This window comes from Acinetobacter pittii ATCC 19004 = CIP 70.29 (assembly GCF_000369045.1).
Classification (GTDB): Bacteria; Pseudomonadota; Gammaproteobacteria; order Pseudomonadales; family Moraxellaceae; genus Acinetobacter; species Acinetobacter pittii.
Genome location: NZ_KB849786.1, coordinates 1 through 23,851, shown reverse-complemented (window position 1 = coordinate 23,851; position 23,851 = coordinate 1). Strand labels below are relative to the sequence as shown.

The 23,851-nt window shown below is 41.1% G+C and carries 21 protein-coding genes, 2 tRNA genes and 3 rRNA genes; 14 read left to right on the top strand and 12 right to left on the bottom strand.

The annotated features are described in order from the left end of the window. Positions 1 to 27: 27 nt before the first annotated feature. The gene (gene secD / locus F928_RS04470) at positions 28 to 1,929 is read left to right on the top strand and encodes a protein translocase subunit SecD (RefSeq protein WP_002116237.1); all 1,902 of its coding nucleotides are present in this window, start codon (positions 28 to 30) and stop codon (positions 1,927 to 1,929) included. Between the two features lie 8 nt (positions 1,930 to 1,937). After that, entirely contained in the window at positions 1,938 to 2,903 is a 966-nt protein-coding gene (secF, locus tag F928_RS04465; RefSeq protein ID WP_016802533.1) for a protein translocase subunit SecF, read from the top strand. A gap of 64 nt (positions 2,904 to 2,967) precedes the next feature. Here secF and coaBC read toward each other — a convergent pair whose 3' ends face one another. Then, positions 2,968 to 4,221 carry a bifunctional phosphopantothenoylcysteine decarboxylase/phosphopantothenate--cysteine ligase CoaBC gene (gene coaBC, locus F928_RS04460; protein WP_002116235.1) on the bottom strand — a complete coding sequence of 418 codons (1,254 nt, stop codon included), beginning with the start codon at positions 4,219 to 4,221 and terminating at the stop codon, positions 2,968 to 2,970. 99 nt (positions 4,222 to 4,320) lie between these two features. Between coaBC and radC the strand changes: the two genes are divergently transcribed. Both radC and F928_RS04450 read left to right on the top strand, forming a co-directional pair. Continuing rightward, entirely contained in the window at positions 4,321 to 5,040 is a 720-nt protein-coding gene (gene radC, locus F928_RS04455) for a RadC family protein (RefSeq protein WP_002116331.1), read from the top strand. A 61-nt stretch (positions 5,041 to 5,101) separates the two neighbouring features. Continuing rightward, entirely contained in the window at positions 5,102 to 6,013 is a 912-nt protein-coding gene (locus tag F928_RS04450; protein ID WP_005072669.1) for a bestrophin family protein, read from the top strand. 5 nt (positions 6,014 to 6,018) lie between these two features. Here F928_RS04450 and trpH read toward each other — a convergent pair whose 3' ends face one another. Continuing rightward, the gene (trpH, locus tag F928_RS04445) at positions 6,019 to 6,870 is read right to left on the bottom strand and encodes a PHP domain-containing protein (protein ID WP_002116272.1); all 852 of its coding nucleotides are present in this window, start codon (positions 6,868 to 6,870) and stop codon (positions 6,019 to 6,021) included. A 44-nt stretch (positions 6,871 to 6,914) separates the two neighbouring features. Here trpH and ispZ point away from each other — a divergent pair, with 44 nt between their 5' ends. Genes ispZ through mnmC form a run of 4 tightly spaced genes read left to right on the top strand, consistent with a single transcriptional unit; the run spans position 6,915 to position 10,251 of the window. Then, the gene (gene ispZ, locus F928_RS04440) at positions 6,915 to 7,529 is read left to right on the top strand and encodes a septation protein IspZ (protein WP_002116472.1); all 615 of its coding nucleotides are present in this window, start codon (positions 6,915 to 6,917) and stop codon (positions 7,527 to 7,529) included. Between the two features lie 34 nt (positions 7,530 to 7,563). Next, positions 7,564 to 7,866 (top strand): YciI family protein, encoded by a 303-nt coding sequence (locus F928_RS04435; RefSeq protein WP_002116400.1) that lies wholly within the window; start codon positions 7,564 to 7,566, stop codon positions 7,864 to 7,866. Between the two features lie 4 nt (positions 7,867 to 7,870). Beyond that, on the top strand, positions 7,871 to 8,353 hold the full coding sequence (locus F928_RS04430) for an SH3 domain-containing protein (RefSeq protein WP_002116073.1): 483 nt from the start codon (positions 7,871 to 7,873) through the stop codon (positions 8,351 to 8,353). 23 nt (positions 8,354 to 8,376) lie between these two features. Beyond that, positions 8,377 to 10,251, top strand: coding sequence for a bifunctional tRNA (5-methylaminomethyl-2-thiouridine)(34)-methyltransferase MnmC2/FAD-dependent 5-carboxymethylaminomethyl-2-thiouridine(34) oxidoreductase MnmC1 (gene mnmC, locus F928_RS04425; RefSeq protein WP_002116361.1), 1,875 nt, complete (start codon positions 8,377 to 8,379; stop codon positions 10,249 to 10,251). A gap of 36 nt (positions 10,252 to 10,287) precedes the next feature. Here the strand turns inward: mnmC and glpE are convergent, their stop codons facing one another. Further along, a complete protein-coding gene (glpE, locus tag F928_RS04420; protein WP_002116171.1) occupies positions 10,288 to 10,602 on the bottom strand; it encodes a rhodanese-like domain-containing protein in 315 nt (104 codons plus the stop codon). A gap of 91 nt (positions 10,603 to 10,693) precedes the next feature. Here glpE and F928_RS04415 point away from each other — a divergent pair, with 91 nt between their 5' ends. The 3 genes from F928_RS04415 (at position 10,694) to F928_RS04405 (ending at position 12,294) form a co-directional block, all read left to right on the top strand. Next, entirely contained in the window at positions 10,694 to 11,182 is a 489-nt protein-coding gene (locus F928_RS04415; protein ID WP_002051423.1) for a YajQ family cyclic di-GMP-binding protein, read from the top strand. 34 nt (positions 11,183 to 11,216) lie between these two features. Further along, positions 11,217 to 11,711 (top strand): DUF4442 domain-containing protein, encoded by a 495-nt coding sequence (locus F928_RS04410; RefSeq protein ID WP_002116531.1) that lies wholly within the window; start codon positions 11,217 to 11,219, stop codon positions 11,709 to 11,711. 76 nt (positions 11,712 to 11,787) lie between these two features. Further along, entirely contained in the window at positions 11,788 to 12,294 is a 507-nt protein-coding gene (locus tag F928_RS04405; RefSeq protein WP_002116374.1) for a nuclear transport factor 2 family protein, read from the top strand. A 70-nt stretch (positions 12,295 to 12,364) separates the two neighbouring features. Here F928_RS04405 and F928_RS04400 read toward each other — a convergent pair whose 3' ends face one another. The 3 genes from F928_RS04400 to F928_RS04390 are packed head-to-tail and all read right to left on the bottom strand — an operon-like array spanning position 12,365 to position 14,117. Further along, on the bottom strand, positions 12,365 to 12,781 hold the full coding sequence (locus tag F928_RS04400; protein ID WP_002116010.1) for an acyl-CoA thioesterase: 417 nt from the start codon (positions 12,779 to 12,781) through the stop codon (positions 12,365 to 12,367). 1 nt (position 12,782) lies between these two features. After that, entirely contained in the window at positions 12,783 to 13,220 is a 438-nt protein-coding gene (trxC, locus tag F928_RS04395; RefSeq protein ID WP_002116359.1) for a thioredoxin TrxC, read from the bottom strand. Continuing rightward, complete coding sequence (locus tag F928_RS04390) at positions 13,221 to 14,117, bottom strand: alpha/beta hydrolase (RefSeq protein WP_002116064.1); 897 nt, start codon at positions 14,115 to 14,117, stop codon at positions 13,221 to 13,223. It lies immediately after the preceding gene. Positions 14,118 to 14,309: 192 nt separating this feature from the next. Here F928_RS04390 and F928_RS04385 point away from each other — a divergent pair, with 192 nt between their 5' ends. The 3 genes from F928_RS04385 to pdhD all read left to right on the top strand — a co-directional run bounded on the left by F928_RS04385 (position 14,310) and on the right by pdhD (position 17,661). Then, positions 14,310 to 14,645: a protein tyrosine phosphatase family protein gene (locus F928_RS04385; protein WP_002116083.1), complete on the top strand. Its 336-nt coding sequence runs from the start codon at positions 14,310 to 14,312 to the stop codon at positions 14,643 to 14,645. A gap of 363 nt (positions 14,646 to 15,008) precedes the next feature. After that, positions 15,009 to 16,205: a hypothetical protein gene (locus tag F928_RS04380; RefSeq protein ID WP_002116352.1), complete on the top strand. Its 1,197-nt coding sequence runs from the start codon at positions 15,009 to 15,011 to the stop codon at positions 16,203 to 16,205. 82 nt (positions 16,206 to 16,287) lie between these two features. Beyond that, positions 16,288 to 17,661: a dihydrolipoyl dehydrogenase gene (gene pdhD, locus F928_RS04375; RefSeq protein WP_005072663.1), complete on the top strand. Its 1,374-nt coding sequence runs from the start codon at positions 16,288 to 16,290 to the stop codon at positions 17,659 to 17,661. 62 nt (positions 17,662 to 17,723) lie between these two features. Here the strand turns inward: pdhD and F928_RS22745 are convergent, their stop codons facing one another. The 6 genes from F928_RS22745 to F928_RS04345 all read right to left on the bottom strand — a co-directional run bounded on the left by F928_RS22745 (position 17,724) and on the right by F928_RS04345 (position 23,740). Next, positions 17,724 to 18,254, bottom strand: a complete 531-nt coding sequence (locus F928_RS22745; RefSeq protein ID WP_005072659.1) for an NMCC_0638 family (lipo)protein — start codon at positions 18,252 to 18,254, stop codon at positions 17,724 to 17,726. Positions 18,255 to 18,390: 136 nt separating this feature from the next. Then, a 5S ribosomal RNA gene (gene rrf, locus F928_RS04365) occupies positions 18,391 to 18,505 on the bottom strand. Positions 18,506 to 18,692: 187 nt separating this feature from the next. Next, positions 18,693 to 21,583 (bottom strand): 23S ribosomal RNA (locus F928_RS04360). 352 nt (positions 21,584 to 21,935) lie between these two features. Beyond that, positions 21,936 to 22,011: transfer RNA gene (locus tag F928_RS04355), tRNA-Ala, on the bottom strand. A 55-nt stretch (positions 22,012 to 22,066) separates the two neighbouring features. Continuing rightward, positions 22,067 to 22,143, bottom strand: a tRNA-Ile gene (locus tag F928_RS04350). Positions 22,144 to 22,202: 59 nt separating this feature from the next. Next, positions 22,203 to 23,740 (bottom strand): 16S ribosomal RNA (locus F928_RS04345). Together the 16S, 23S and 5S rRNA genes with 2 tRNA genes alongside form the textbook arrangement of a ribosomal RNA operon. Positions 23,741 to 23,851: the final 111 nt, after the last annotated feature.

Below are 23,851 nucleotides of genomic sequence, written 5' to 3'. Positions count from 1 at the left end.
CGGCTTTTTCATTTAAGAAGAAAGCGAATGCGTTACCCTGCATGGAAATATTTACTGATTCTGGTTGTTCTGGTAATCAGTACATTATACGCACTGCCTAGTCTATATCCGGATGAGCCCGCTGTTCAAATTTCCGGTGCCAAAGCTGGTACCCAAATTGATCAAAGTGTGGTGAAAAAAGCAGAGCAAATTTTAAAAACAGCAAATATTGCGAGCCATGACAATACTTTTACAAATAATGCTGCCCTATTGCGTGTCAGTTCATCTGAAGCACAGTTAAAGGCAAAAGAAGTATTACGTCGTGACTTAGGTGATGAATATGTTGTCGCCCTAAACCTTGCACCAACCACACCGGAATGGCTGCAAAAGATTGGGGCAAAACCAATGAAACTTGGTTTGGACTTACGTGGTGGTGTCCACTTCTTGCTTGAAGTAGATATGGACAAAGCCGTTGCCCAACGTATGGAAACCTCTGCCACCGATTTGCGTCGTCAGTTCCGTGAAAACAAGATCAAATTTAACAGTCTTGCATTAACAAATAATGTGATCACTGTTCAATTTGCTGACAATGCTGACCGTGATGCAGCAATGGATTTTTTACGTCGTAATGGGAATGAATATACCCAACAGGCATTAGCAAGCTCTACAGGTTCTACTTTAAAGCTTACTTATACCGATGTACGTCGCCAAGAAATTCAGTCATATGCGGTAAATCAGAACTTAACAACATTACGTAATCGTATTAACGAACTTGGTGTTGCAGAAGCATTGGTACAAAGTCAGGGTAGCAACCGTATTGTTGTTGAATTACCGGGTGTACAAGATACAGCTGAAGCTAAACGTGTTTTAGGGCGTACTGCGAACCTCGAATTTCGTTTAGTTTCTGACTTAAATGATCAATATATCGATCCATATACGGGTAAATATAATGGTCAACCTTTACCTCCGGGCACAGAAGTTTTTGCTTATGAGTCTTTAGATAGCGGTCGTCAACTCTTGTTGCAACGTAACCGAATCTTGACTGGTGAGCGTGTTCAAAATGCAAGCTCTGGCTTTAGTCAGGACTCTGGCGGTGCCGAAGTAAATATTACGCTCGACAGCGCTGGCGGTAAGCTAATGTCCGATGCAACCCGTAATGCTGTTGGTAAACGCATGGCGGTATTGTTCATCGAGAACAAGCAAAAAATTAACTATGTCACAGATCCAAAAACTGGGGCACAAACAGAAGTTCGTACGCCATACACTGAGTCTGTAGTCATTAACGCTGCAACAGTTCAAGCTGTTTTAGGTTCGACTTTCCGTATTACCGGTTTAAGTTCTCCTCAAGAAGCATCTGAACTTGCATTAATGCTTCGTGCTGGTGCTTTGGCTGCGCCAATGTACTTTGTTGAAGAACGTGTAGTAGGTCCAAGCCTTGGTCAAGAAAACATTGATAAAGGTGTATTGTCTACTCAAATCGGCTTCTTGCTCGTTGCAATCTGGATGGTGGTTTTCTTCCGTGTATTCGGTTTAATTGCGAACTTTGCTCTTGTGTTTAACTTGGCAATGATTTTAACCGTGATGTCATGGATTGGAGCTTCCCTCACCTTACCGGGTATTGCCGGTATCGTTATTACCATTGGTATGGCGGTCGATGCGAACGTATTAATATGTGAGCGTATCCGAGAAGAAATGCTCTGGGGGGCCTCACCCAAACAGGCCATTGTGGCCGGTTATGATCGAGCCTATAACACCATTTTTGACTCGAACTTAACCACGTTCCTCGTTGCATTCATTCTGTTTGCAATTGGTACAGGCCCAATCAAAGGTTTCGCCGTGACATTAATGATCGGTATTATTTGTTCGATGTTTACTGCAATTACAGTAACTCGTGCAATCGTACAAATCATTTATGGCAAACGTCGTAATTTGAAAAAGTTGAGCATTTAAGGAGATCGATGATGACTAAAGTGACTCAACAAGATTCAAAACAATATGGTCGTCCGGATGATGCAAAAATCATCCCGTTCATGAAGATTGCCAAACCTGCAGCGATCTTCTCGATCCTTATTACTTTGGCAAGTATTTTCTTTATTGCGACTAAAGGTCTTAACCTCGGTTTGGACTTTACAGGTGGTGTTTCAGCTGAGCTTAACTATGCTCAACCAGCCAATCAGTCTGAAGTTATTCAGGCACTCGATAAAGCTGGTTTTAAAGATGCTGTAGTACAAACCTTAGGCAGTAATAAAGACTTACTTGTGCGCATGCCAGTACAAGAAGTTAAGGTTGAAGATCTTAATAACGCGATCACTAAGGCTGTACAATTACCAAATAATGCTGCCGAAGTTCATAAAGTGGACTCTGTAGGTGGCCAAGTTGGTAACGAGTTATATATTCGTTCTGCTGGTGCCGTTGCACTTGCACTTATCTTAATGTTGATCTACGTAACCATCCGTTTTGAGTTCAAACTCGCGATGGGTGCCGTAATGTCTTTATTCCATGACATCATCATTATTATTGGTGCTTTTGCATTATTCCAATGGCCATTTGACCTTACAGTGTTAGCTGCGGTACTTGCTGTTATTGGTTTCTCGCTTAACGATAACATTGTAGTGTCAGACCGTATCCGTGAAAATTTCCGTAAGATTCGCGGTGCGACTCCTCGTGAAATCGTCGATATTGCGTTAACTGAGACTTTACGTCGTACGATTCATACCTCAATGACGTTATTGCTGGTTGTACTAGCAATGATGTTCTTAGGTGGCGATGGTCTACACTGGTTCTCTGTGGCAATGTTTGTTGGTGTATTTGTTGGTACTTATTCTTCAATTTATATCGGTACTGCATTTGCATTGTGGCGTGGTCTTAACCGCCAAGACTTCATCGTTCAGGTTAAACCTGAATTTGAGGATGAAATTCCTTAAGCTGTCTAAAAAAAGACAAATAAAAAACCGCGATTCATTCGCGGTTTTTTATTTGATTCAAAAATTATTTACGGCGTAATGCATCCGAAATAGCTTCAACCAATTGTTGAGAAATTTCCTGTTTAGATGCTTTCTCCAACTCACGCTTTTTCATGTGATAGCTTTCAGCAAAGAAAACTGTCATCGCATTCTCATCAGAAGCAAACCCAATATCAGCACGTGATACATCGTTACACGCAATCATGTCTAATTTTTTAGCAACAAGTTTACCTGCCGCATATTCTTCAACATTTTGCGTTTCGGCTGCAAAGCCCACCATAAATGGACGTTTTTCCTGACCTGCGATTGTTGCCACAATATCCGGATTTTTAACAAGGGAAACATTCAACTCATCCCCTGCTTTCTTAATCTTATGCTCAGCAACTTCTGCTACGCGATAGTCTGCAACTGCGGCAGTGGCAATAAAAATATCGCAGCCTGTTTCTAGTGAACTCATACTGACGTCAAGCATTTGTCGTGCTGAGGCAACATTTACACGTTGAACACCATTTGGCGTATCTAAACTTACAGGTCCAGCAATCAAAGTCACTTGTGCACCAGCAGCATAACAAGCAGCGGCTAAAGCAAAGCCCATTTTGCCAGTACTATGGTTTGAGATATAACGAACAGGGTCAATCGCTTCACGTGTCGGCCCAGCAGTAATAACTACTCGCTTACCTGCCAACAGTCCAAATTTCTCAGCGATGGCACGTTGAGCTTGATGGAAATAGCCAGCGACTTGGCGAGCAATTTCTTCTGGCTCAGGCATACGGCCTAAGCCAACATCACCACAAGCCTGCTCACCCGCATCCGGCATGATCACATGTACGCCATCTTCGACTAAGGTTTGCAAATTACGTTGAGTTGCTTTAGCCGCCCACATTTGCTGATTCATCGCCGGAGCTACCCAAACAGGAGATTTTGTTGCCAAAAAAACTGTACTGAGTAAATCATCTGCCAAACCATTCGCAAATTTAGCCAATGTGTCACAGCTTGCAGGTGCGACTAGTAATAAATCAGCCCAACGTGCTAATTCAATATGTCCCATACCCGCTTCAGCCGCAGGGTCTAGAAGTTCAGTATGAACAGGATTACCAGAAAGAGCCTGAAAAGTTAGTGGGGTAATAAATGCCTGAGCACCATGTGTCATCACCACTCGCACGTCAAAGCCATAATCTTTGAGGCGGCGGACTAAGATGGCACTTTTATAGGCAGCAATTCCGCCAGTAACAGCTAAAACAATGTTTTTATGAGGAATAACGCTTAGATCAAAGCTCACGAACAGGATACCTTTCTGTTGCAGTGGCGCTCACAATAGCATTAAATACGCGCAGACCCAAGATTGATTGGGCAAACAAAATAAAATTTTAAGCGAATAATGCTGGGGAATATGAATACTTCTATTAAAAATTGGCCTGAACAAGAACGGCCAAGAGAACGGTTATTACAACAAGGTCCACAAAGTTTATCAGATGCTGAGCTACTCGCGATTTTTCTTCGCTCAGGTTCACGGCAATATTCAGCAGTCGAGTTATCTCGTTTACTCATTCAGCACTTCGGTAATCTTAATGCCGTGTTTGATGCCTCATTTAGTGAGTTAACTCAATTTAATGGCATTGGGGCAACGAAATATTCACAATTACTGGCAGTCAAAGAACTTGGACGGCGTTATCTCGATCATCACTTCCAGACAAATAATCTCAGCCTCCATTCATCAGATTTAGTTTTGGATTATCTGCGCTATGAATTAAAAGGTGAAAAACAAGAAGTCTTTGCTGTTTTGTGCCTAGATCCCGAATTAAGAAAGCTTCATTTTAAAAAGCTATTCTTTGGTTCAGTTCAGCATTGCGCAGTCTCAGTCAATCAAACCCTACGCTACGCCTTACAGCAACATGCTTGCCAGCTCGTGATTGCACACAATCATCCCTTTGGTTCAGCGCAGCCGTCTTCCGAAGATATTGCCTTAACTCAGCAACTTGAACAGGCTTGTCAGCTTGTCGAAATTCGTCTGCTTGACCACTTTATTATCTCACCAGAAGGGAGCTTTTCCTTTGCTGAACAACAACTGCTCAACCTAGCAACAATATCAGTTCAATGATATTGACAAAGTACTACTAAGCCTAGAAGATCAAAACAAAAATAGCGACGTTTAAAATAAAATGATTGTTCGGGAACAGCCTAGTATTTTCAAAGTTTTATTCTCTTGGCGAGGCACAATTTTACCCAAAATTTTGCCATCCCTAGGCGTTGTGATGCTGATCTCGGCAATCATTGGTGGAGTGGAGTACATCAATCTTTATCGCTTTCCAGAGATTCCTTTGGTTGGCTTTACGCTCATTGGTGTCGTACTTTCGATCTTCCTAGGATTTAAAAATACTGCGTGTTATGACCGTTGGTGGGAGGCCCGAAAATTATGGGGCGTTCTCATTGCAACTTCACGCCATTTTGACCGCGATTGTCGTATTTTAACTCAAGCTCGCCGTGAGCGCGTTATTCAACATGTGATTGTTTTTGCTAATGTATTGCGTGACCGTTTACGTCGTCAGACGGCGAACCCAACTGAGTTAATACAAACCAGTGGTATGAGTCAGCAAGCACTCACTCAACTCTACCAGCAAAATAACGCCCCTCAGTACACGCTCAGTCTCATTCACTGGGAATTGTTGCAGGCACTTAAAGAAGGTGAAATTTCTGACATCATTTATGCACAAATGAATAAAAATGTTTCAGATTTAAGCGTCGTACAAACTGGCTGTGACCGAATTGCCAATACACCCATTCCATTTGCCTATTCAGTTTTGCTTAACCGTACAGTCTATTTTTTCTGTTTTATGTTGCCGTTTAGTCTGGGTTCATTGCTTGGATTAGCAACACCTTTACTCGTCGGAATTTTGGCATACACATTTTTAGGTCTAGATGCACTAAGCTCTGAAATTGAAGAGCCTTTCGGTACTCAAAGTAATGATTTACCGCTAGATGCAATGGTACGTAGTATCGAGATTGAACTATTAGGTACTCTCGGTAAACCTACCCCACCGCCAATTCAGGCTCAAGATAACAACTTACTATAAAGAATTTAAATAAAATTCTCCCAAATCCCATGCTGCTTATCAGTTGGTTTAGGTGTATTTCCTAGTTTAATCCATGGCATATTTTCACCATGAAAATCACTGCCAATTGAAACTGCCAACTGATATTGTTCAATCATTCGATCAATCATCTGGCGGGTAGATAGAGGTTCCATTGGTGGAGGTAACTCAATTGCATCTCCACCTGATGTCGCGAATAATTCAATTAAATAACGAACATTAGTTGCAGATAAATCATAACGGGTCGGGTGTGCTAATACTGCGAAGCCTTTACTTTGATGAATCACATGAATGGTTTCTTTTAAGCCTAGTCCTTCAAACTTTACAAAAGCACGTTTTCCTTCTTTTAAGAAGCGATCAAATGCTTGTTGAGGACGAGTCACGACATTTTTCTCGACCAATGTTTTAGCAATATGAGTTCTTGTTACCCTATCCGCCTGATTTTCTACTTTGGCAAGAACATCATCATAAATCTGAAAACCAATACATTTTTCTAATAGCTCACAAATCACTTTAGCTCTTTGCGCTCTAATTCTTTTTTGTTGTTCTAATGCTTCTAAAATTGGTGCTTCATCTTGCATATTTAAAGCAACAATATGTACACCATAACTCTTCTTAGTGGTTGGGCGCGACCATTGACTAGAAATCTCTGCGCCAGAAATAATATTTAAATCATGGCCTTGTGCAGCAATTTTTGCACGCTGCAACCCATCCATTGTATCGTGGTCAGTCAAAGCCAACGTATGCAAGTTCACATCAATAGCAGCTTGCACCAGCAATTCCGGAGACAAAGTTCCATCAGAAATATTGCTATGTGTATGTAAATCTATGCCTTGCATCTTTTATACTATGCCATTCGCCAAACCTGATCAGATACTCTAACATGAAAGCACTTCTGGACTTTGTTCCATTAATTATTTTCTTCTATTTATATAAAACAGTTGATCCAACTGACACCCAGCATCCTTTACTGAAACTGATCGGGTCTGCTGGTGGTACCGATAATAATAATATTCTTGTAGCGACGACTGGCTTAATTATTTCAATGCTTGTGGTATATGGTGCCTTATTCGTTTTCCAAAAATTCCGTCTTGATAAACAACAGTGGTTTGTATTGTTTATGACTGTCATTTTTGGTGGCATCACCCTCATGTTAAGTGACGACTTCTATATTCGTCTTAAAGCTGCGATTTTAAATTTAGTTTTTGCAGGCGCATTCTTGGTTTCACCTTGGTTTGGTAAAGACCGTAAACCACTCATTCAACGCTTATTTGACCCTATTTTAGATTTGAGTGAAAAAGGTTGGAAAAACCTCAATTTTGCTTGGGCAGCGATGTTTGTCGTGATGTCTTGTCTACATGTATTCTTCGCATTTTTATTTCACGGTGGAAAATATTGGGGCGAATTTACTGCATTTGGTGACATGATCGTGATGTTTTCATTTATCATTATTCAGTTCATTATTTTACGCAAACATTTTAAGTCACCAGACGCTTAAAGTGCTTCCAGATTGATTATAGAGATACGATGACATGCCTTTTTTTGTTCTAAGCTGTACCGATAACGAAGGAACTTTAGAAAAACGCTTGGCAGTACGCCCTCAGCATATCGAACGCTTACAAAAACTCGATGATGAAGGCCGCCTTGTTACAGCGGGTGCTATGCCAAAAGATCCTAATGATCCGCAAGCAGGCTTCTATGGTAGCACCATGATTGTTGAATTCGACAGTCGCGAAGCATTAGATGAATGGTTAAAAGAAGAACCTTTTCTTAAAGAAGGCATTTATGCTCACGTTGATGTAAAACCGTTTAATAAAGCATTTCCAAAAGGGTAAACGCATGCAGCTTGCAATCAAAAGCTTTCTTGGCTTGTGTTTGATATGTTCAACTGCTGGAGCAGTTGAACCTGCTGCGACACCAGCAACTCCTTCCCCAAGTGCGCCTTCAACTCAAGCCGCTAAACCAGCTCCAACATCTGCAACTGGAGTCAAAACAGCAGCGACGACAGCACCAACTGCAACACAACCACTTACAGCAGAACAGCTCGCAAAGAACAAGCAACAGCAAGACGCAAAAATCAAAGCCTTAGTTCAAGATCAAGCATCTCGCTTAAAACAGCTAGAACATGCCAACCTTGAAGCATTGGCTCAGAACCAAGAGTTACAGCTAAAAAATGATAATCTCTCTGTTCAGGTTCAAGTCTTACAAAGTGAACGAAGTGCGCAAATGTTTTTATATGGTGCTGTTACCTTAGCGGGTGGTGTATTGCTAGGTTTCTTTATTGCTAGTTATATTCATACAAAACGTCGACGCCAGTGGTAATACCAAGCGATCTATTAAATTCAATGAACGTATCAAACCGTATCCAAACAGCAGAACTGGACTGGGAATTTGTCGATGGTATCGAGATTCCCATTTCCAAACAATTTGGTGATGTCTACTTCTCTAAAGATAATGGCCTACTTGAAACACGACATGTTTTTCTAAATGGTAATGACTTATCAGAACGATTAGCCAATTTAAAAGATTTTGAATATTTCAGTGTAGGAGAAACCGGTTTTGGTACAGGTTTAAATATTCTTGCACTCTGGCAACTTTGGCAGCAAGTCCGTCCTAATAATCAAAGCCATTTACACGCAATTAGCGTGGAAAAATTTCCATTAAGTAAAGCTGATCTTATTCGCGCTTTAAATGTCTGGGATGAGCTTAAACCGCTTGCAGAGCAGTTAATTGAACAATATCCCTTGCCTATTGCTGGATGTCATCGTTTAACTTTCCCTAAAGAACGTTTTAGCATCGATCTCTGGCTTGGAGATGCGCAAGAAATTTTTCCAAGCATGGCTAAAACTAAAGCTGTGAATGCCTGGTTTTTAGATGGCTTTGCACCGTCTTGCAACCCAGACATGTGGGAACAGAATGTTTTAAACAATATTGTCCGTCTTTCAGGTTATGGCACTACATTTGCCTCTTTTAGTGTTGCTGGCATTCTAAAACGTGGACTAAAAGCACATGATATAGATATTTCTCGTCCACGTGGTTTTGGCCATAAACGAGAAATGCTCAAAGCAGTCTGGAATCTGCCTGAATCTGATGAAGGTTCCTTAGAATTAGATCAAACTCACGCATTGGCTACAGAGCAACAGCATATTGCGATTATAGGGGCTGGTGTAGCAGGTTTAAGCACGGCGTGGGCATTTGCAGCACGTGGCCACCAAGTGACCTTATACGAGCAAACCAAGGCATTATCGGGTGCCTCTGGAAATCCTTTGGCATTACTTAATCCGAAACTATGCCCAATTGAACAAAGTCATGAACATCTCATGACCTTAAGTTGGCAACATGCTTTAAATTTTTATAAAAATTTTAATGCATTCCGTCCACTTCAAATTCAACAAATTGCATTGAAAAATGCAGAAGAACTTCTAGATTTGGTAAATCAGTATCCAGCTCAAGTTGTTACCAACTCAGCGAGCTCACTTGAAACTGATTATTTAAGCATATTACTAACTGAGGCTGGTTCCGTTTCACCACATCAATTACGTGATGAAATTTTGCAGCATCCATGTATTAATCTCAAAATTGCTCATGTCACAGCACTTGTTTCTTGTGAAAATAAAGTTCAATTGCAAACCAATAATGAAATTATTGCAGAAGCAAACCATGTCGTTGTTTGCTGTGCTCGAGAAAGTGCAGCTCTATTTGACAGCTATCCGCAGTTAAAACCAATACGTGGACAAGTGAGCTGGGTTGATAATACGTTTGCCCCTCTGCCTTTAAATGAAGCTTATAGCTATGGCGGCTATTGCATGCAACTTGACACTGCACAGATGATTTTAGGTGCGTCTTTCTACCCAAATCGTGAAGATCAAGATGTACTTCCCGAAGACCATGTGCATAACTTTGAATTAATGCACAGTATATTCCCTGAATATGCTGAAAAGTTACCATCACCTTCGACATGGCAAGGGCGTGCATCTATACGGGCACAAAGCTTAGATTATTTTCCTCTGGTTGGAAAAATGCAGGAGAATAGCCGAATTGCTACTTTTGCTGGGCTTGGCTCTAAAGGCTTCTTATTTGCCCCGCTGTGCAGTGAAATCTTAGTTGCTCAAATGTTAGGAGAAGCTTGTCCAGTACCAGACCGCTTATTACAAAAATTGAATCCTCAACGGTTCCAAAAGAAAGTGAAACCTAAAAAGCCTTATTTTAAACCGCAATAATTCATTTCAATAAAAAAGCACCCGAAGGTGCTTTTTTTATGCGCCCTGCTCTAGAGGCAAGCCAGCATCACGAGCTGCACGTGTCCCGCCCATCAGCACGACATATTCACGCGAGGCATCCAATCCTTCTAGTTTCTCAGCTGCACGAGGAGCTTTGCTACCACCACCACATAAAATATAAATCGGCTGACCCGCAGAGACCTGGTTCAAAATATCAGCATTCAAATCATTAATTGGGCGATTCACCGCACCTTTAACATGCCCTTCTGCATAAGCATTAGTATCACGGACATCCCAGATAACAGCATTTTCTGGGAATTCAAATGTTGTAATTTCTTGTTTACGGATCATTGTGCACTCCTTTGATGTAAACAACACTTGGCAAATGAAGAAAACCCTCTTAGCATCTCAAATATTCTTTCACTTTGTAAAGGTCTAAACTATGCCTTCTTTCGATATTGTCTCTGAATTAGAGTTATTTGAAGTTAATCATGCTGTACAAAACACACAAAAAGAGATTGCAACACGCTTTGACTTCCGTGGTCACGATGTTTCTATCGAATTAAATGAAAAAAATAAAGAAATCAAAATCAGTACCGAAAGTGATTTCCAGTGTGAACAAGTTTATAACATGTTAGAAAATCATTTTTATAAACGTAAAATTGATGTTCAAGCACTTGATCCACAAAAAGCTGCGGCTTCAGGCAAAAACTTTGTACAAGTCATTAAACTTAAAGATGGTCTTGACTCTGATACTGCAAAAAAAATTAATAAAGCCATTAAAGAAAGTGGCGTTAAAGTGCAATCTTCTATTCAAGGCGACAAAATTCGTGTAACTGATAAAAAGCGTGACACCTTACAACAAGTCATGACTTTTTTACGTGAACAACAATTCGGTGTGCCATTACAGTTTAATAACTTTAAAGATTAATATCTTGTCGGCCATTTAAAGCTAAGGTAATCCCATGTCTCAATCCAACCGTCTATCAAAACTGGTAAAAGCAACTTCAAAATTCCCTAAAGGCATTCGGAGCACGCTTTGGAGCAAGGCGTTTGGTCGTATCGTACCAATGGTGGGTACAGCAAATATCCGCTATCTGGAAGTAGACTCAAACCACGTTACTGTCCGTTTAGATAACCAAAAAAATATGCAGAATCATATTAAAGGCGTCCACGCTGCGGCTATGGCGCTTTTAGCAGAAACTGCAACGGGTTTTCTAACCGGTTTACATATTCCTGATAATCGAATTTTATTAATCAAATCATTACATGTAGATTATTTAAAAGTGGTTGAAGGCGGTTTGACTGCTACAGCAACATTGTCTGCTGAACAACAAAAGTTTATTGCAGAGAATGAGAAAGGTGAACTTGTGATTCCTGTTACTGTGATTGATGACGCAGGCAACGAACCAATCCGATGCCAAATGCTATGGGCATGGTTACCTAAACGTAAAAAATGATAACCAATTTAAAATATTTTTAGATTGTTATTTACCTCAAGATATAAAACTAATATTTTGTATCTTGAGGTTAAAAATGAAAAAAATACTAATTCTTTCCTCTTTATTTACCAGTTTAATATTTACAACTATAATTTCTCACGCGACTGAACCCAGCATTAAAACCAGTAAAGTAACTTCGGCTAAATCAGAAGCTCTTGATAAAGTAAGTGCTCAAAACAAAAGAATAGTGACCGACTTTTATGAAGGTGTCTTTTTAAAACATAAAGTCAAAGAATATGCAGACCGCTATATTGGTCAACAATACATTCAGCACAATCCTAATGTGCCAGATGGTAAAGCACCTTTCGTTAATTTCTTCACTGAAAAATTCCAAAAGAATCCGCAAGCTAAAAATGAGATTAAACGTGCAATTGCTGAAGGTAATCTTGTCGTTTTACATGTCCATTCGACTGAAAATGAAAAAGATCGAGGAAGAGCGATTGTTGATATATTCCGTGTTGAAAATGGGAAAATCGTAGAGCATTGGGATGTGATACAAAATATTCCTGAGCAAAGCAAAAATACAAATACGATGTTTTAATTTCTAAAAACTAGTTTTTCTTTTGAATAAAAATTAAAGCCTGAATACTAATATTCAGGCTTTCTGATTCTTATTGAGTTTCCAAAAACTTCTGTTTCGCTTCTTCAGGTATTTGACGCTTATTACCTTTTACATCTACTGCTACAAAGGTAAAAACTCCTTCAGTAATGCGTATTGGTTCACGAGAGTCATCATGACTATCCCAAACTTCAATTTGCATCTGAATAGAAGTATTTCCAACTTTTAAGATCTTGGTATAGCAGCTAATGACAAAGCCAACTTTTACCGGAACCAAAAAGGTCATTTGATTAATAGAAATCGTAGCACAGCGCCCACGACTGAAACGTTCTGCGTGAATTGCTCCAGCCAAGTCCATTTGTGACACAATCCATCCACCAAATACATCACCACTCCAGTTTGTATCTGCTGGCATGGCAATCGTTTGTAAGGATAAAATTCCTTCTGGTTTGGTATAAGCTTCTGACACCTTAGCTCCCGAAATTCGTTTGAAGTTGTTGATCGAGCCACTGTTGCAATTCAGGCGCACGTAATGCACCGCTAATACGCGCGACCTCTGTCGTTTTATTCATTAAGACAAGTGTCGGAATACTTCTCACATGAAAAGCTTGGCTCAAGCGAGGAGATTCTTCGGTATCAATCTTGGCAAAGATAACGCCTGGATTCTGTTTTGCGACCTGCGCAAAATGTGGAGCCATCATTTTACAAGGTCCGCACCATTCTGCCCATAAGTCTATAAGAATAGGTAGATCACTATTCGTGATGTAGTTACTAAAATTTTGCTCATTTAGGTCAATAGGTGCAAGCGGTAGTAATGGCTGATGACATTGCCCACAGCTTGGTTGCTCCGGAAGTTTTTCTTCCGGAACTCGGTTTTTAGCACCACACGATGCACATACAATAATCATTTACATCACTCCTATATGCTGATGTAAAAATTCTAATTGGGTTGTCACTGCTTTTTCAAACCATGAACCGTGATAGATATCAAAATGTTTCATATCCCATTCATGATAACTCACAAAAGGCGCAATATTTGTCGCAGCTTCACGGCTTGACTCAATAGGAATAAGCGAATCTTTTTGAGCAGCAATAAATAAAACAGGAATATTAATCTGGCGCACAACTTGGATTGGACGGTAGCGCATCAAATTAAAAAAGACACGAGCAGGAACTTCCCCACTCCAATAATAGTCAGGATTCACAATTGATAAATAGCCATAATAACTATCTGCTGTAGGCATAAAACATAAGTTATGTTGATCAACAACAGGTAATCTCTTTGGATTAAGCCCCATCTTTGATCCCATATAATCCTGACTCGATAGCTTTAATGCTTGAGGATAGCGCTGCAAAGGATAGAGCTTGGCAGTTTCAGCGCCATCTACATATGGAATTTGTACTAAAACTGCTTGAATATTCTTTAACTCAGAAGCTAGGCTTAGTGCATATCCCCCACTTAAAGAAGTTCCCCAAAGCACAATCCTTCGGTTATCTACGAGTTTAGAAGTCGAAGCATACTGAATCACCGTCTTCCAATCTTCTAATTGTGAATTGATGGAGACCATTTCTCTAGGCTTGCCAGTGCTCCCACCCCAATATCGATAGTCAAATAAAATAACAGCGTAACCTGCTTGTGCAAATCGCTGGGCATACTGAATGAGTTTAAATTGACGCAATCCGGCAAAACCATGCGCCATGATAATTACCGCAGATTTATTATTTGTTTTTGGAATATAAAAGTCAGCTGCGATCATTTCCTGATCACATGGAACATATAAAGGCTCAACCGTATAAGCGTGCATATGTGCTCCGTGGCATTATGGTCGAAGTAATGAATTTACAAAAAACATCCTGATCGCCTTTTAAAAATCTAGAGCTGTTCTATGACATAAGTTTTATCTATGTAGGAACAACGTTTTAGTGTCTTGTATCTCAGGTTAAGCTTAATGCTATGATACAGCATAAGAGGTTTTGTTAAATTTTGGAGTGACGAAATGTCAGATAATGTTGGTTTCGCAGGTCAAATTGGTCCAGAACACGTTGGCCAAGTTGTAGAAAAAGGATTTAAATCTATTATTAATAACCGACCAGATATGGAAGGCGGCCCAGAACAACCTACAAGCGCTCAGATTGAAGAAGCAGCACGTCAAGTAGGCTTAGACTATGTTTATCAACCTGTTGTAGCTGGACAGATTACTGAGCTAGATGTACGTACTTTTGCTAATCATTATAATGAATTGCCAAAACCTGTGCTGATGTTCTGCCGCACAGGAAACCGTTCAAACAACCTATATCAATTAGCAAAACAAATGGACTTATTAGACGACTAAGTTTAAAAAATTGGTACTCTTTAAAACCCTATTTTCTTCTTTAAAGTAGGGTTTTGATAAATTATTTTGCATATCTCTGCACGAACTCAACAGAACTAAAAATAATATTAATTTAGAGTATTTATATCTTTTGATTCATTTATTAATTTTCTATGAATAAATTTATTTTCGTTCTTTTAAGCTGTTTAATCATTAGCGCATGCTCCTCAATGCAAGTAAAACCTACTGTAGGAGTAACGATGGGTACACGCATTTAATCAGTTACTCTGCCTATAAATATCATGAGCAACCTCATGAAATATATGTTATTTTATAAACCTAAAAAATTATTTTAAATAACTTATCATTTTAATGGGGATAATCATGAAACTTACTCAAGGAGTATGTGGAGTTACTTTGGCTGCTTTTTTGACAGCTTGTGGTGGGGGTGGCAATGATGGTTACTATAATCAAAATTCAAATTCTGGTTCTACAACAACACCAACCACTCCATCACCAGATCAGGAGTTAGCGACCTCAGTTTTAAATAATGTAAAACAAGAAGGTAAATATCTATTTGGTGCCTATGATCTTAATGATGAAAAGCTATCAAAAGGTTACATTGATCATGCACTAGATACCTTCGCTCAAGGACCACTTAAGTTAACCTTAGATATTCGAAAAGTAGATCTTACCCAGTACTCCGATCACTATCGTGATAAATGTTTTATCAAGAGTACTACAGACTACCGCGCCTGCTATGTATTTAAAGGGGAAGAAATAAAAACTTTACTCACTGGATATAATGATTGGGATTTTGATATTACAGCAGACGACTTGAAGAACATTAAACTGGCAAACGACAACATATCTCCAAACTTACAGGACTATCAATCAAATACCAGAATTTATATTTTTGAAAATGAAAATAATGATAAAAACTTTCAAGATGTAACTATTACAGGTGCGTTTGCTTATCCTTTCCAACAGTCATGGGGACTTGAACAAACCAAGCAAAAAAGATTCGTATTAATTAATGCTGCCACAAGTGATTATAAAATTACGACAACCGCTCTAGTTCAAGATCCAGAGACTGGCCAACCAACTGAAAAAGAAGTAACCACGGGTGCAATGAGTGTCTATAAAGATAATACATCAATTGATGGTGATCTCTATGTAGTTCAAGGTGGTTCTGGTTTCAACGTACTCATTAATGACAATCCTAATGTCCCTTTTGCAGAGCCAATTTCATTTGTTGTGAACTCAACTCCTGGTAATACGAACAATGCGACATATAAAGTAATGGCTAATAATCACCAAATATTGAGCCTACCAAGTATTACTAGCCTTGAAGGAAGCCGAGTTGAAAATGAATCACCAACAACGAATGCACAGAAATTTAATGGCAGTATTTATTTAGAAGGACAAAATATTTTTACTTTCAAACAAAGCTTGAATGGAACTACATTAGACTTTAAGCATGTTATTAATGGGGTAAGCATTGAAGGTCAGTCTATTAATCAAAATGGGACTGTTTCAACAACCCTAAAAACACCTTTTATGCAAAAATTTACATTTTAAAGCTAAATAATTAGGACGAAACCCTCTGTTTAAGAGGGTTTTTCTATATATTCTAAATATCTATTAAAATAGCTTAATGACAATGTTCGATATTATTATTATTGGCGCAGGTACTGCTGGTATTAGCTCATACAAAGAAGCCGTTAAACATACCAACAATATTTTAATTATAAATGATGGAACATGGGATACCACTTGTGCCCGTGTAGGCTGTATGCCAAGTAAAGTTCTCATCTCTACAGCAAACCGTATGTTTGACATTCAAAATGCTCAAGAGGTTGCTTTAGACGTATCTGCAAATATTAATACTAATCAAGTGATGCAGCATGTACAAACTTTACGTGATAGATTTACACAAGCAACTTTAAAAGATATAGATCAATGGCCGACTGAGCATAAAATTTCTGGCAAAGCACATTTTATTGATGCACAAACTGTAGAAGTTAACAGAAAACAGTACAAATCAAAAAGTTTTATTCTGGCGGTTGGTTCAACTCCTAATTATGATCAAATTTGGAAGCAAGAATTAGGAAACCGGCTTATAACAACAGACCAAATATTTGAGTTAAAAACACTTCCTAAATCTATTGCTGTAATTGGTAGTGGTGTAATCGCTCTTGAGATCGCACAAGCTATGCATCGTCTAGGTGTAGAAACAACAATCTTCGCTCGCAGTAAACGAATTGGAATCCTAACTAGTTCTAGACTTCAACAGCTTGCTAAAAAAGAGCTAGGAAAAGAATTAACAATTCTATTCGAGACTTTACCGAGTGAAGTTAAATGCAGTAAGGAAAACGCTGTATTAACTTACCAATTTGATGAAACAGAGAAAACTCTCGAAGTTGAATATGTTTTAGCTGCAACCGGCCGTACAAGTTTAATTGATACTTTAAAACTAGAAAATATCGATAATTCATTCAAAGATATTAAGTTATTACCTGTAAATGCTAAAACTAAGCAGCTAGATACATATCCAATTTTTGTTGTCGGTGACGCTTACACCTCAACGCCACTACAACATGAAGCAGCACATGAAGGTAAAAAAGTTGTTTATAACTGTTTAAATTATCCACAGGTAAACTCAGTTAAGACACTTACTCCATTAGGAATTGTCTTTAGTCATCCTGAAATGGCGATCGTAGGTCAAAGTTATAAGCAATTAAAAGATGAAGGTATAGATTTTATTACAGGCGAAGCCTCTTATGAACGACAAGGAAGAGCTATAGTTCTTGGAAAAAATAAAGGTGCTATTGAAGTTTATATAGAACGAAAAAGCCAAAAGCTTCTAGGTGCTGAGCTATTTACAGAAGCAACTGAACATATGGCCCATTTATTAAGCTGGATAATCGGTGAAGAATTAACGCTAAATGATATTCTAGAGAAACCCTTTTATCATCCGACTTTAGAAGAAGGTCTTCGCACTGCTCTAAAGCATGCGCGTAGACAACTGAAATAATCGATTTTAGAAGAGCTCTTTATTAATAAAAATTGGCTCTTCTCTACTTCACATTGCTTTAATTAATTCATTTGATGGGAAATAACCGCAACTAATGAAGCATTCTTTTCAGATGAACTAGTATATATCCATGTTTCTAAAGCCTTCCCATTTTTAGAAATAATATAATTTGTTGTGGTCAAATTCTTATCTTTATATACTTCTTTTTTATAAGTTAGGCCCGTAGATTCTGGAGGTAGCCAGCTTTCTAAATTCTTCTGAATTTCAGTTGAATTTCCTTTATTTATAAATAATGAACATACGCCATTATCGAGTTGAGTAATAACAAATTTTCCTTCAGAGGAACTTATCATCCAAGCATGACCATTATAATCTTTTAAAAAATGCACAGCATATTCATTAGGCATTTGGATAAATCCCATATTTTTTGCTTGTTTACTTATTAGTTCTGGATTTCCTCTAGTACTTACACAAATATTTAAAAAGGCTTTTGTACTATATAAACTTTTCACAGTTTCATTAGCATATATAGAACTACAACTGAGTGTTATAGCCAATATAATAGAAAATATTTTAAACTCTGAAAATTTCATGATTAATTCTCTTGTTATCATTTTAAATAGTGTGTTTTATATCATAATTCATTCTAAAGTTAGTCGGGGATTTAGATTTTTTTATCGCGATAAAAAAACACCCCCATTCGTTGGAACGGGGGTGTTTAGAATAATGAGCTGGCGATGACTTACTCTCACATGGGTAACCCCACACTACCATCAGCGCTAAGAGGTTTCACTTCTGAGTTCGGGAAGGGATCAGGTGGTTCACTCTTGCTATGGTCGCCAGCACAACTGTTTATGGATACTTGCTTCGTTTTATTCACTGTGTGATACGTTGCGTTTTCCAAATCTTTACAGATGGGCTGATTGGTCTGATTTTTCGTTGTTCATTTTAGCTAGTAGTATAACTAAATCAAGTTGCTTTGCATGTTTATGAATCGATTGATGCTTCATATACAACTGCTTGGGTGTTGTATAGTCAAGCCTCACGAGCAATTAGTATTGGTCAGCTTCACATATCACTATGCTTCCACATCCAACCTATCAACGTCCTAGTCTCGAACGGCTCTTTAGAGGAATAAATTCCTAGGGAAATCTTATCTTGAGGTAGGCTTCCCGCTTAGATGCTTTCAGCGGTTATCCCTTCCGAACATAGCTACCCGGCGATGCGACTGGCGTCACAACCGGTACACCAGAGGTTCGTCCACTCTGGTCCTCTCGTACTAGGAGCAGATCCTCTCAAATTTCCAGCGCCCACGGTAGATAGGGACCGAACTGTCTCACGACGTTCTAAACCCAGCTCGCGTACCTCTTTAAATGGCGAACAGCCATACCCTTGGGACCTGCTTCAGCCCCAGGATGAGATGAGCCGACATCGAGGTGCCAAACACCGCCGTCGATATGAACTCTTGGGCGGTATCAGCCTGTTATCCCCAGAGTACCTTTTATCCGTTGAGCGATGGCCCTTCCATACAGAACCACCGGATCACTAAGACCTACTTTCGTACCTGCTCGACTTGTGGGTCTCGCAGTTAAGCGCGCTTTTGCCTTTATACTCTACGCGTGATTTCCGACCACGCTGAGCGCACCTTCGTACTCCTCCGTTACTCTTTAGGAGGAGACCGCCCCAGTCAAACTACCCACCAGACACGGTCCTCGTCCCGGATAACGGGACAGAGTTAGAACCTCAACATTACCAGGGTGGTATTTCAAGGACGGCTCCATTGGAACTAGCGTTCCAACTTCAAAGCCTCCCACCTATCCTACACAAGTAAGGTCAAAGTTCAGTGTCAAGCTGCAGTAAAGGTTCACGGGGTCTTTCCGTCTAGCCGCGGGTACACTGCATCTTCACAGCGATTTCGATTTCACTGAGCCTCTGCTGGAGACAGCGCCGCCATCATTATGCCATTCGTGCAGGTCGGAACTTACCCGACAAGGAATTTCGCTACCTTAGGACCGTTATAGTTACGGCCGCCGTTTACTGGGGCTTCGATCAAGAGCTTCGCTTACGCTAACCCCATCAATTAACCTTCCAGCACCGGGCAGGCATCACACCCTATACGTCCACTTTCGTGTTTGCAGAGTGCTATGTTTTTAATAAACAGTTGCAGCGGCCTGGTTTCTGCGGCTGTCGTCAGCTCAGGAAGCAAGTTCCATCACCAACAACAGCGTACCTTCTCCCGAAGTTACGGTACCATTTTGCCTAGTTCCTTCAGCAGAGTTCTCTCAAGCGCCTTGGTCTACTCGACCTGACCACCTGTGTCGGTTTCGGGTACGATTCCTGTGTAACTGAAGCTTAGAGACTTTTCCTGGAAGCATGGTATCAGCCACTTCACTGTACAAGTACAGCTTGCTATCGGATCTCAGTATAGAGTACCCCGGATTTGCCTAAGATACATACCTACATCCTTCCACCTGGACAACCAACGCCAGGCTGACTTAACCTTCTCCGTCCTCTCATCGCATTACACAGAAGTATTGGAATATTAACCAATTTCCCATCGACTACGCCTTTCGGCCTCGCCTTAGGGGTCGACTCACCCAGCCCCGATTAACGTTGGACTGGAACCCTTGGTCTTTCGGCGAACGGGTTTTTCACCCGTTTTGTCGTTACTCACGTCAGCATTCGCACTTCTGATACCTCCAGCATACTTCTCAATACACCTTCATCGGCTTACAGAACGCTCCCCTACCACTTGACTAATGTCAAATCCGCAGCTTCGGCACATAGTTTTAGCCCCGTTACATCTTCCGCGCAGGCCGACTCGACTAGTGAGCTATTACGCTTTCTTTAAAGGGTGGCTGCTTCTAAGCCAACCTCCTAGCTGTCTATGCCTTCCCACATCGTTTCCCACTTAACTATGATTTTGGGGCCTTAGCTGGCGGTCTGGATTGTTTTCCTCTTGACTACGGACGTTAGCACCCGCAGTCTGTCTCCCGGATAGTACTCATAGGTATTCGGAGTTTGCATCGGTTTGGTAAGTCGGGATGACCCCCTAGCCGAAACAGTGCTCTACCCCCTATGGTATTCGTCCGAGGCGCTACCTAAATAGCTTTCGGGGAGAACCAGCTATCACCAGGCTTGATTAGCCTTTCACCCCTATCCACAAGTCATCCCCTGGCTTTTCAACGACAGTGGGTTCGGTCCTCCAGTTAGTGTTACCCAACCTTCAACCTGCTCATGGATAGATCGCCTGGTTTCGGGTCTATACCCAGCAACTAAACGCCCTATTAAGACTCGATTTCTCTACGGCTCCCCTATACGGTTAACCTCGCTACTGAATATAAGTCGCTGACCCATTATACAAAAGGTACGCAGTCACACCACGAAGGTGCTCCCACTGCTTGTATGCATGCGGTTTCAGGATCTATTTCACTCCCCTCACAGGGGTTCTTTTCGCCTTTCCCTCACGGTACTGGTTCACTATCGGTCAGTCAGGAGTATTTAGCCTTGGAGGATGGTCCCCCCATATTCAGACAAGGTTTCACGTGCCTCGCCCTACTCGTCATCATTATGTGTGCCCTTTCGTGTACGGGAATATCCCCCTCTACGTTCGCACTTCCCAGAGCGTTCCACTAAAACACACATAACTTAATGGGCTGATCCCCGTTCGCTCGCCGCTACTGAGGGAATCTCAATTGATTTCTTTTCCTAAGGGTACTGAGATGTTTCACTTCCCCTCGTTCGCCTTGCAACACTATGTATTCATGTTGCAATACCTACCTTAAAGTAGGTGGGTTCCCCCATTCAGAAATCTCCGGATCAAAGGATATTTGCCGCCTCCCCGGAGCTTTTCGCAGGCTATCACGTCTTTCATCGCCTCTGACTGCCAAGGCATCCACCACATGCACTTAATTACTTGACTATACAACCCCAAACAGTCGTCAACACCTACAAGTGAGTGTTGTCCGTGCGATTCTTCATCGCTACTATCTGTTGTCTGTGTACTTAAACACTGTACAGCTTCAATCTAAATTCATATACCAAAACGCTTGATTCAGTTAATTTGCTAGTTCTCAATTCATCTAGATTAATTGCTTAATCCAAACTCTTGAGTGAACAATTTATTTCAGACTCAATTTTGCCAATCTGTTAATGAATAAACACGCCTTCGTCAGGTCATGCTTAATACCGTGATACTTAAATCACAGAAGTTAATAAACCAAGATCTAAATCTCTATTTACTAATTTCTGTAATCCGAACTTCTCTTAAGTTCTGGTGGAGACTAGGAGAGTCGAACTCCTGACCTCCTGCGTGCAAAGCAGGCGCTCTACCAACTAAGCTAAGTCCCCAGCTTACATCATCAGTCATGTATCTTTTATCTATAACTTCAACCAGTCAAAGTCATGGTGGGTCTGACAAGACTTGAACTTGTGACCCCACGCTTATCAAGCGTGTGCTCTAACCAACTGAGCTACAGACCCTCAGATACATCTATGAAGAACAACTTGTTGTGGATTCTTACCAATCGTCAATCTTTCGTTAAGGAGGTGATCCAGCCGCAGGTTCCCCTACGGCTACCTTGTTACGACTTCACCCCAGTCATCGGCCACACCGTGGTAACCGCCCTCTTTGCAGTTAGGCTAGCTACTTCTGGTGCAACAAACTCCCATGGTGTGACGGGCGGTGTGTACAAGGCCCGGGAACGTATTCACCGCGGCATTCTGATCCGCGATTACTAGCGATTCCGACTTCATGGAGTCGAGTTGCAGACTCCAATCCGGACTACGATCGGCTTTTTGAGATTAGCATCCTATCGCTAGGTAGCAACCCTTTGTACCGACCATTGTAGCACGTGTGTAGCCCTGGCCGTAAGGGCCATGATGACTTGACGTCGTCCCCGCCTTCCTCCAGTTTGTCACTGGCAGTATCCTTAAAGTTCCCGACATTACTCGCTGGCAAATAAGGAAAAGGGTTGCGCTCGTTGCGGGACTTAACCCAACATCTCACGACACGATCTGACGACAGCCATGCAGCACCTGTATGTAAGTTCCCGAAGGCACCAATCCATCTCTGGAAAGTTCTTACTATGTCAAGGCCAGGTAAGGTTCTTCGCGTTGCATCGAATTAAACCACATGCTCCACCGCTTGTGCGGGCCCCCGTCAATTCATTTGAGTTTTAGTCTTGCGACCGTACTCCCCAGGCGGTCTACTTATCGCGTTAGCTGCGCCACTAAAGCCTCAAAGGCCCCAACGGCTAGTAGACATCGTTTACGGCATGGACTACCAGGGTATCTAATCCTGTTTGCTCCCCATGCTTTCGCACCTCAGCGTCAGTGTTAGGCCAGATGGCTGCCTTCGCCATCGGTATTCCTCCAGATCTCTACGCATTTCACCGCTACACCTGGAATTCTACCATCCTCTCCCACACTCTAGCTAACCAGTATCGAATGCAATTCCCAAGTTAAGCTCGGGGATTTCACATTTGACTTAATTAGCCGCCTACGCGCGCTTTACGCCCAGTAAATCCGATTAACGCTTGCACCCTCTGTATTACCGCGGCTGCTGGCACAGAGTTAGCCGGTGCTTATTCTGCGAGTAACGTCCACTATCTCTAGGTATTAACTAAAGTAGCCTCCTCCTCGCTTAAAGTGCTTTACAACCATAAGGCCTTCTTCACACACGCGGCATGGCTGGATCAGGCTTGCGCCCATTGTCCAATATTCCCCACTGCTGCCTCCCGTAGGAGTCTGGGCCGTGTCTCAGTCCCAGTGTGGCGGATCATCCTCTCAGACCCGCTACAGATCGTCGCCTTGGTAGGCCTTTACCCCACCAACTAGCTAATCCGACTTAGGCTCATCTATTAGCGCAAGGTCCGAAGATCCCCTGCTTTCTCCCGTAGGACGTATGCGGTATTAGCATTCCTTTCGAAATGTTGTCCCCCACTAATAGGCAGATTCCTAAGCATTACTCCCCCGTCCGCCGCTAAGATCAGTAGCAAGCTACCTCTCTCCGCTCGACTTGCATGTGTTAAGCCTGCCGCCAGCGTTCAATCTGAGCCATGATCAAACTCTTCAGTTAAAATCATTTTGCACCTTATTAAAGACAAGGTGCCAATTCTGGCTCATCAATTACTGACTTAAATTTCGCTCAAATAAACTTCGAGTAATTTAAACCAATCAATCAATGAAA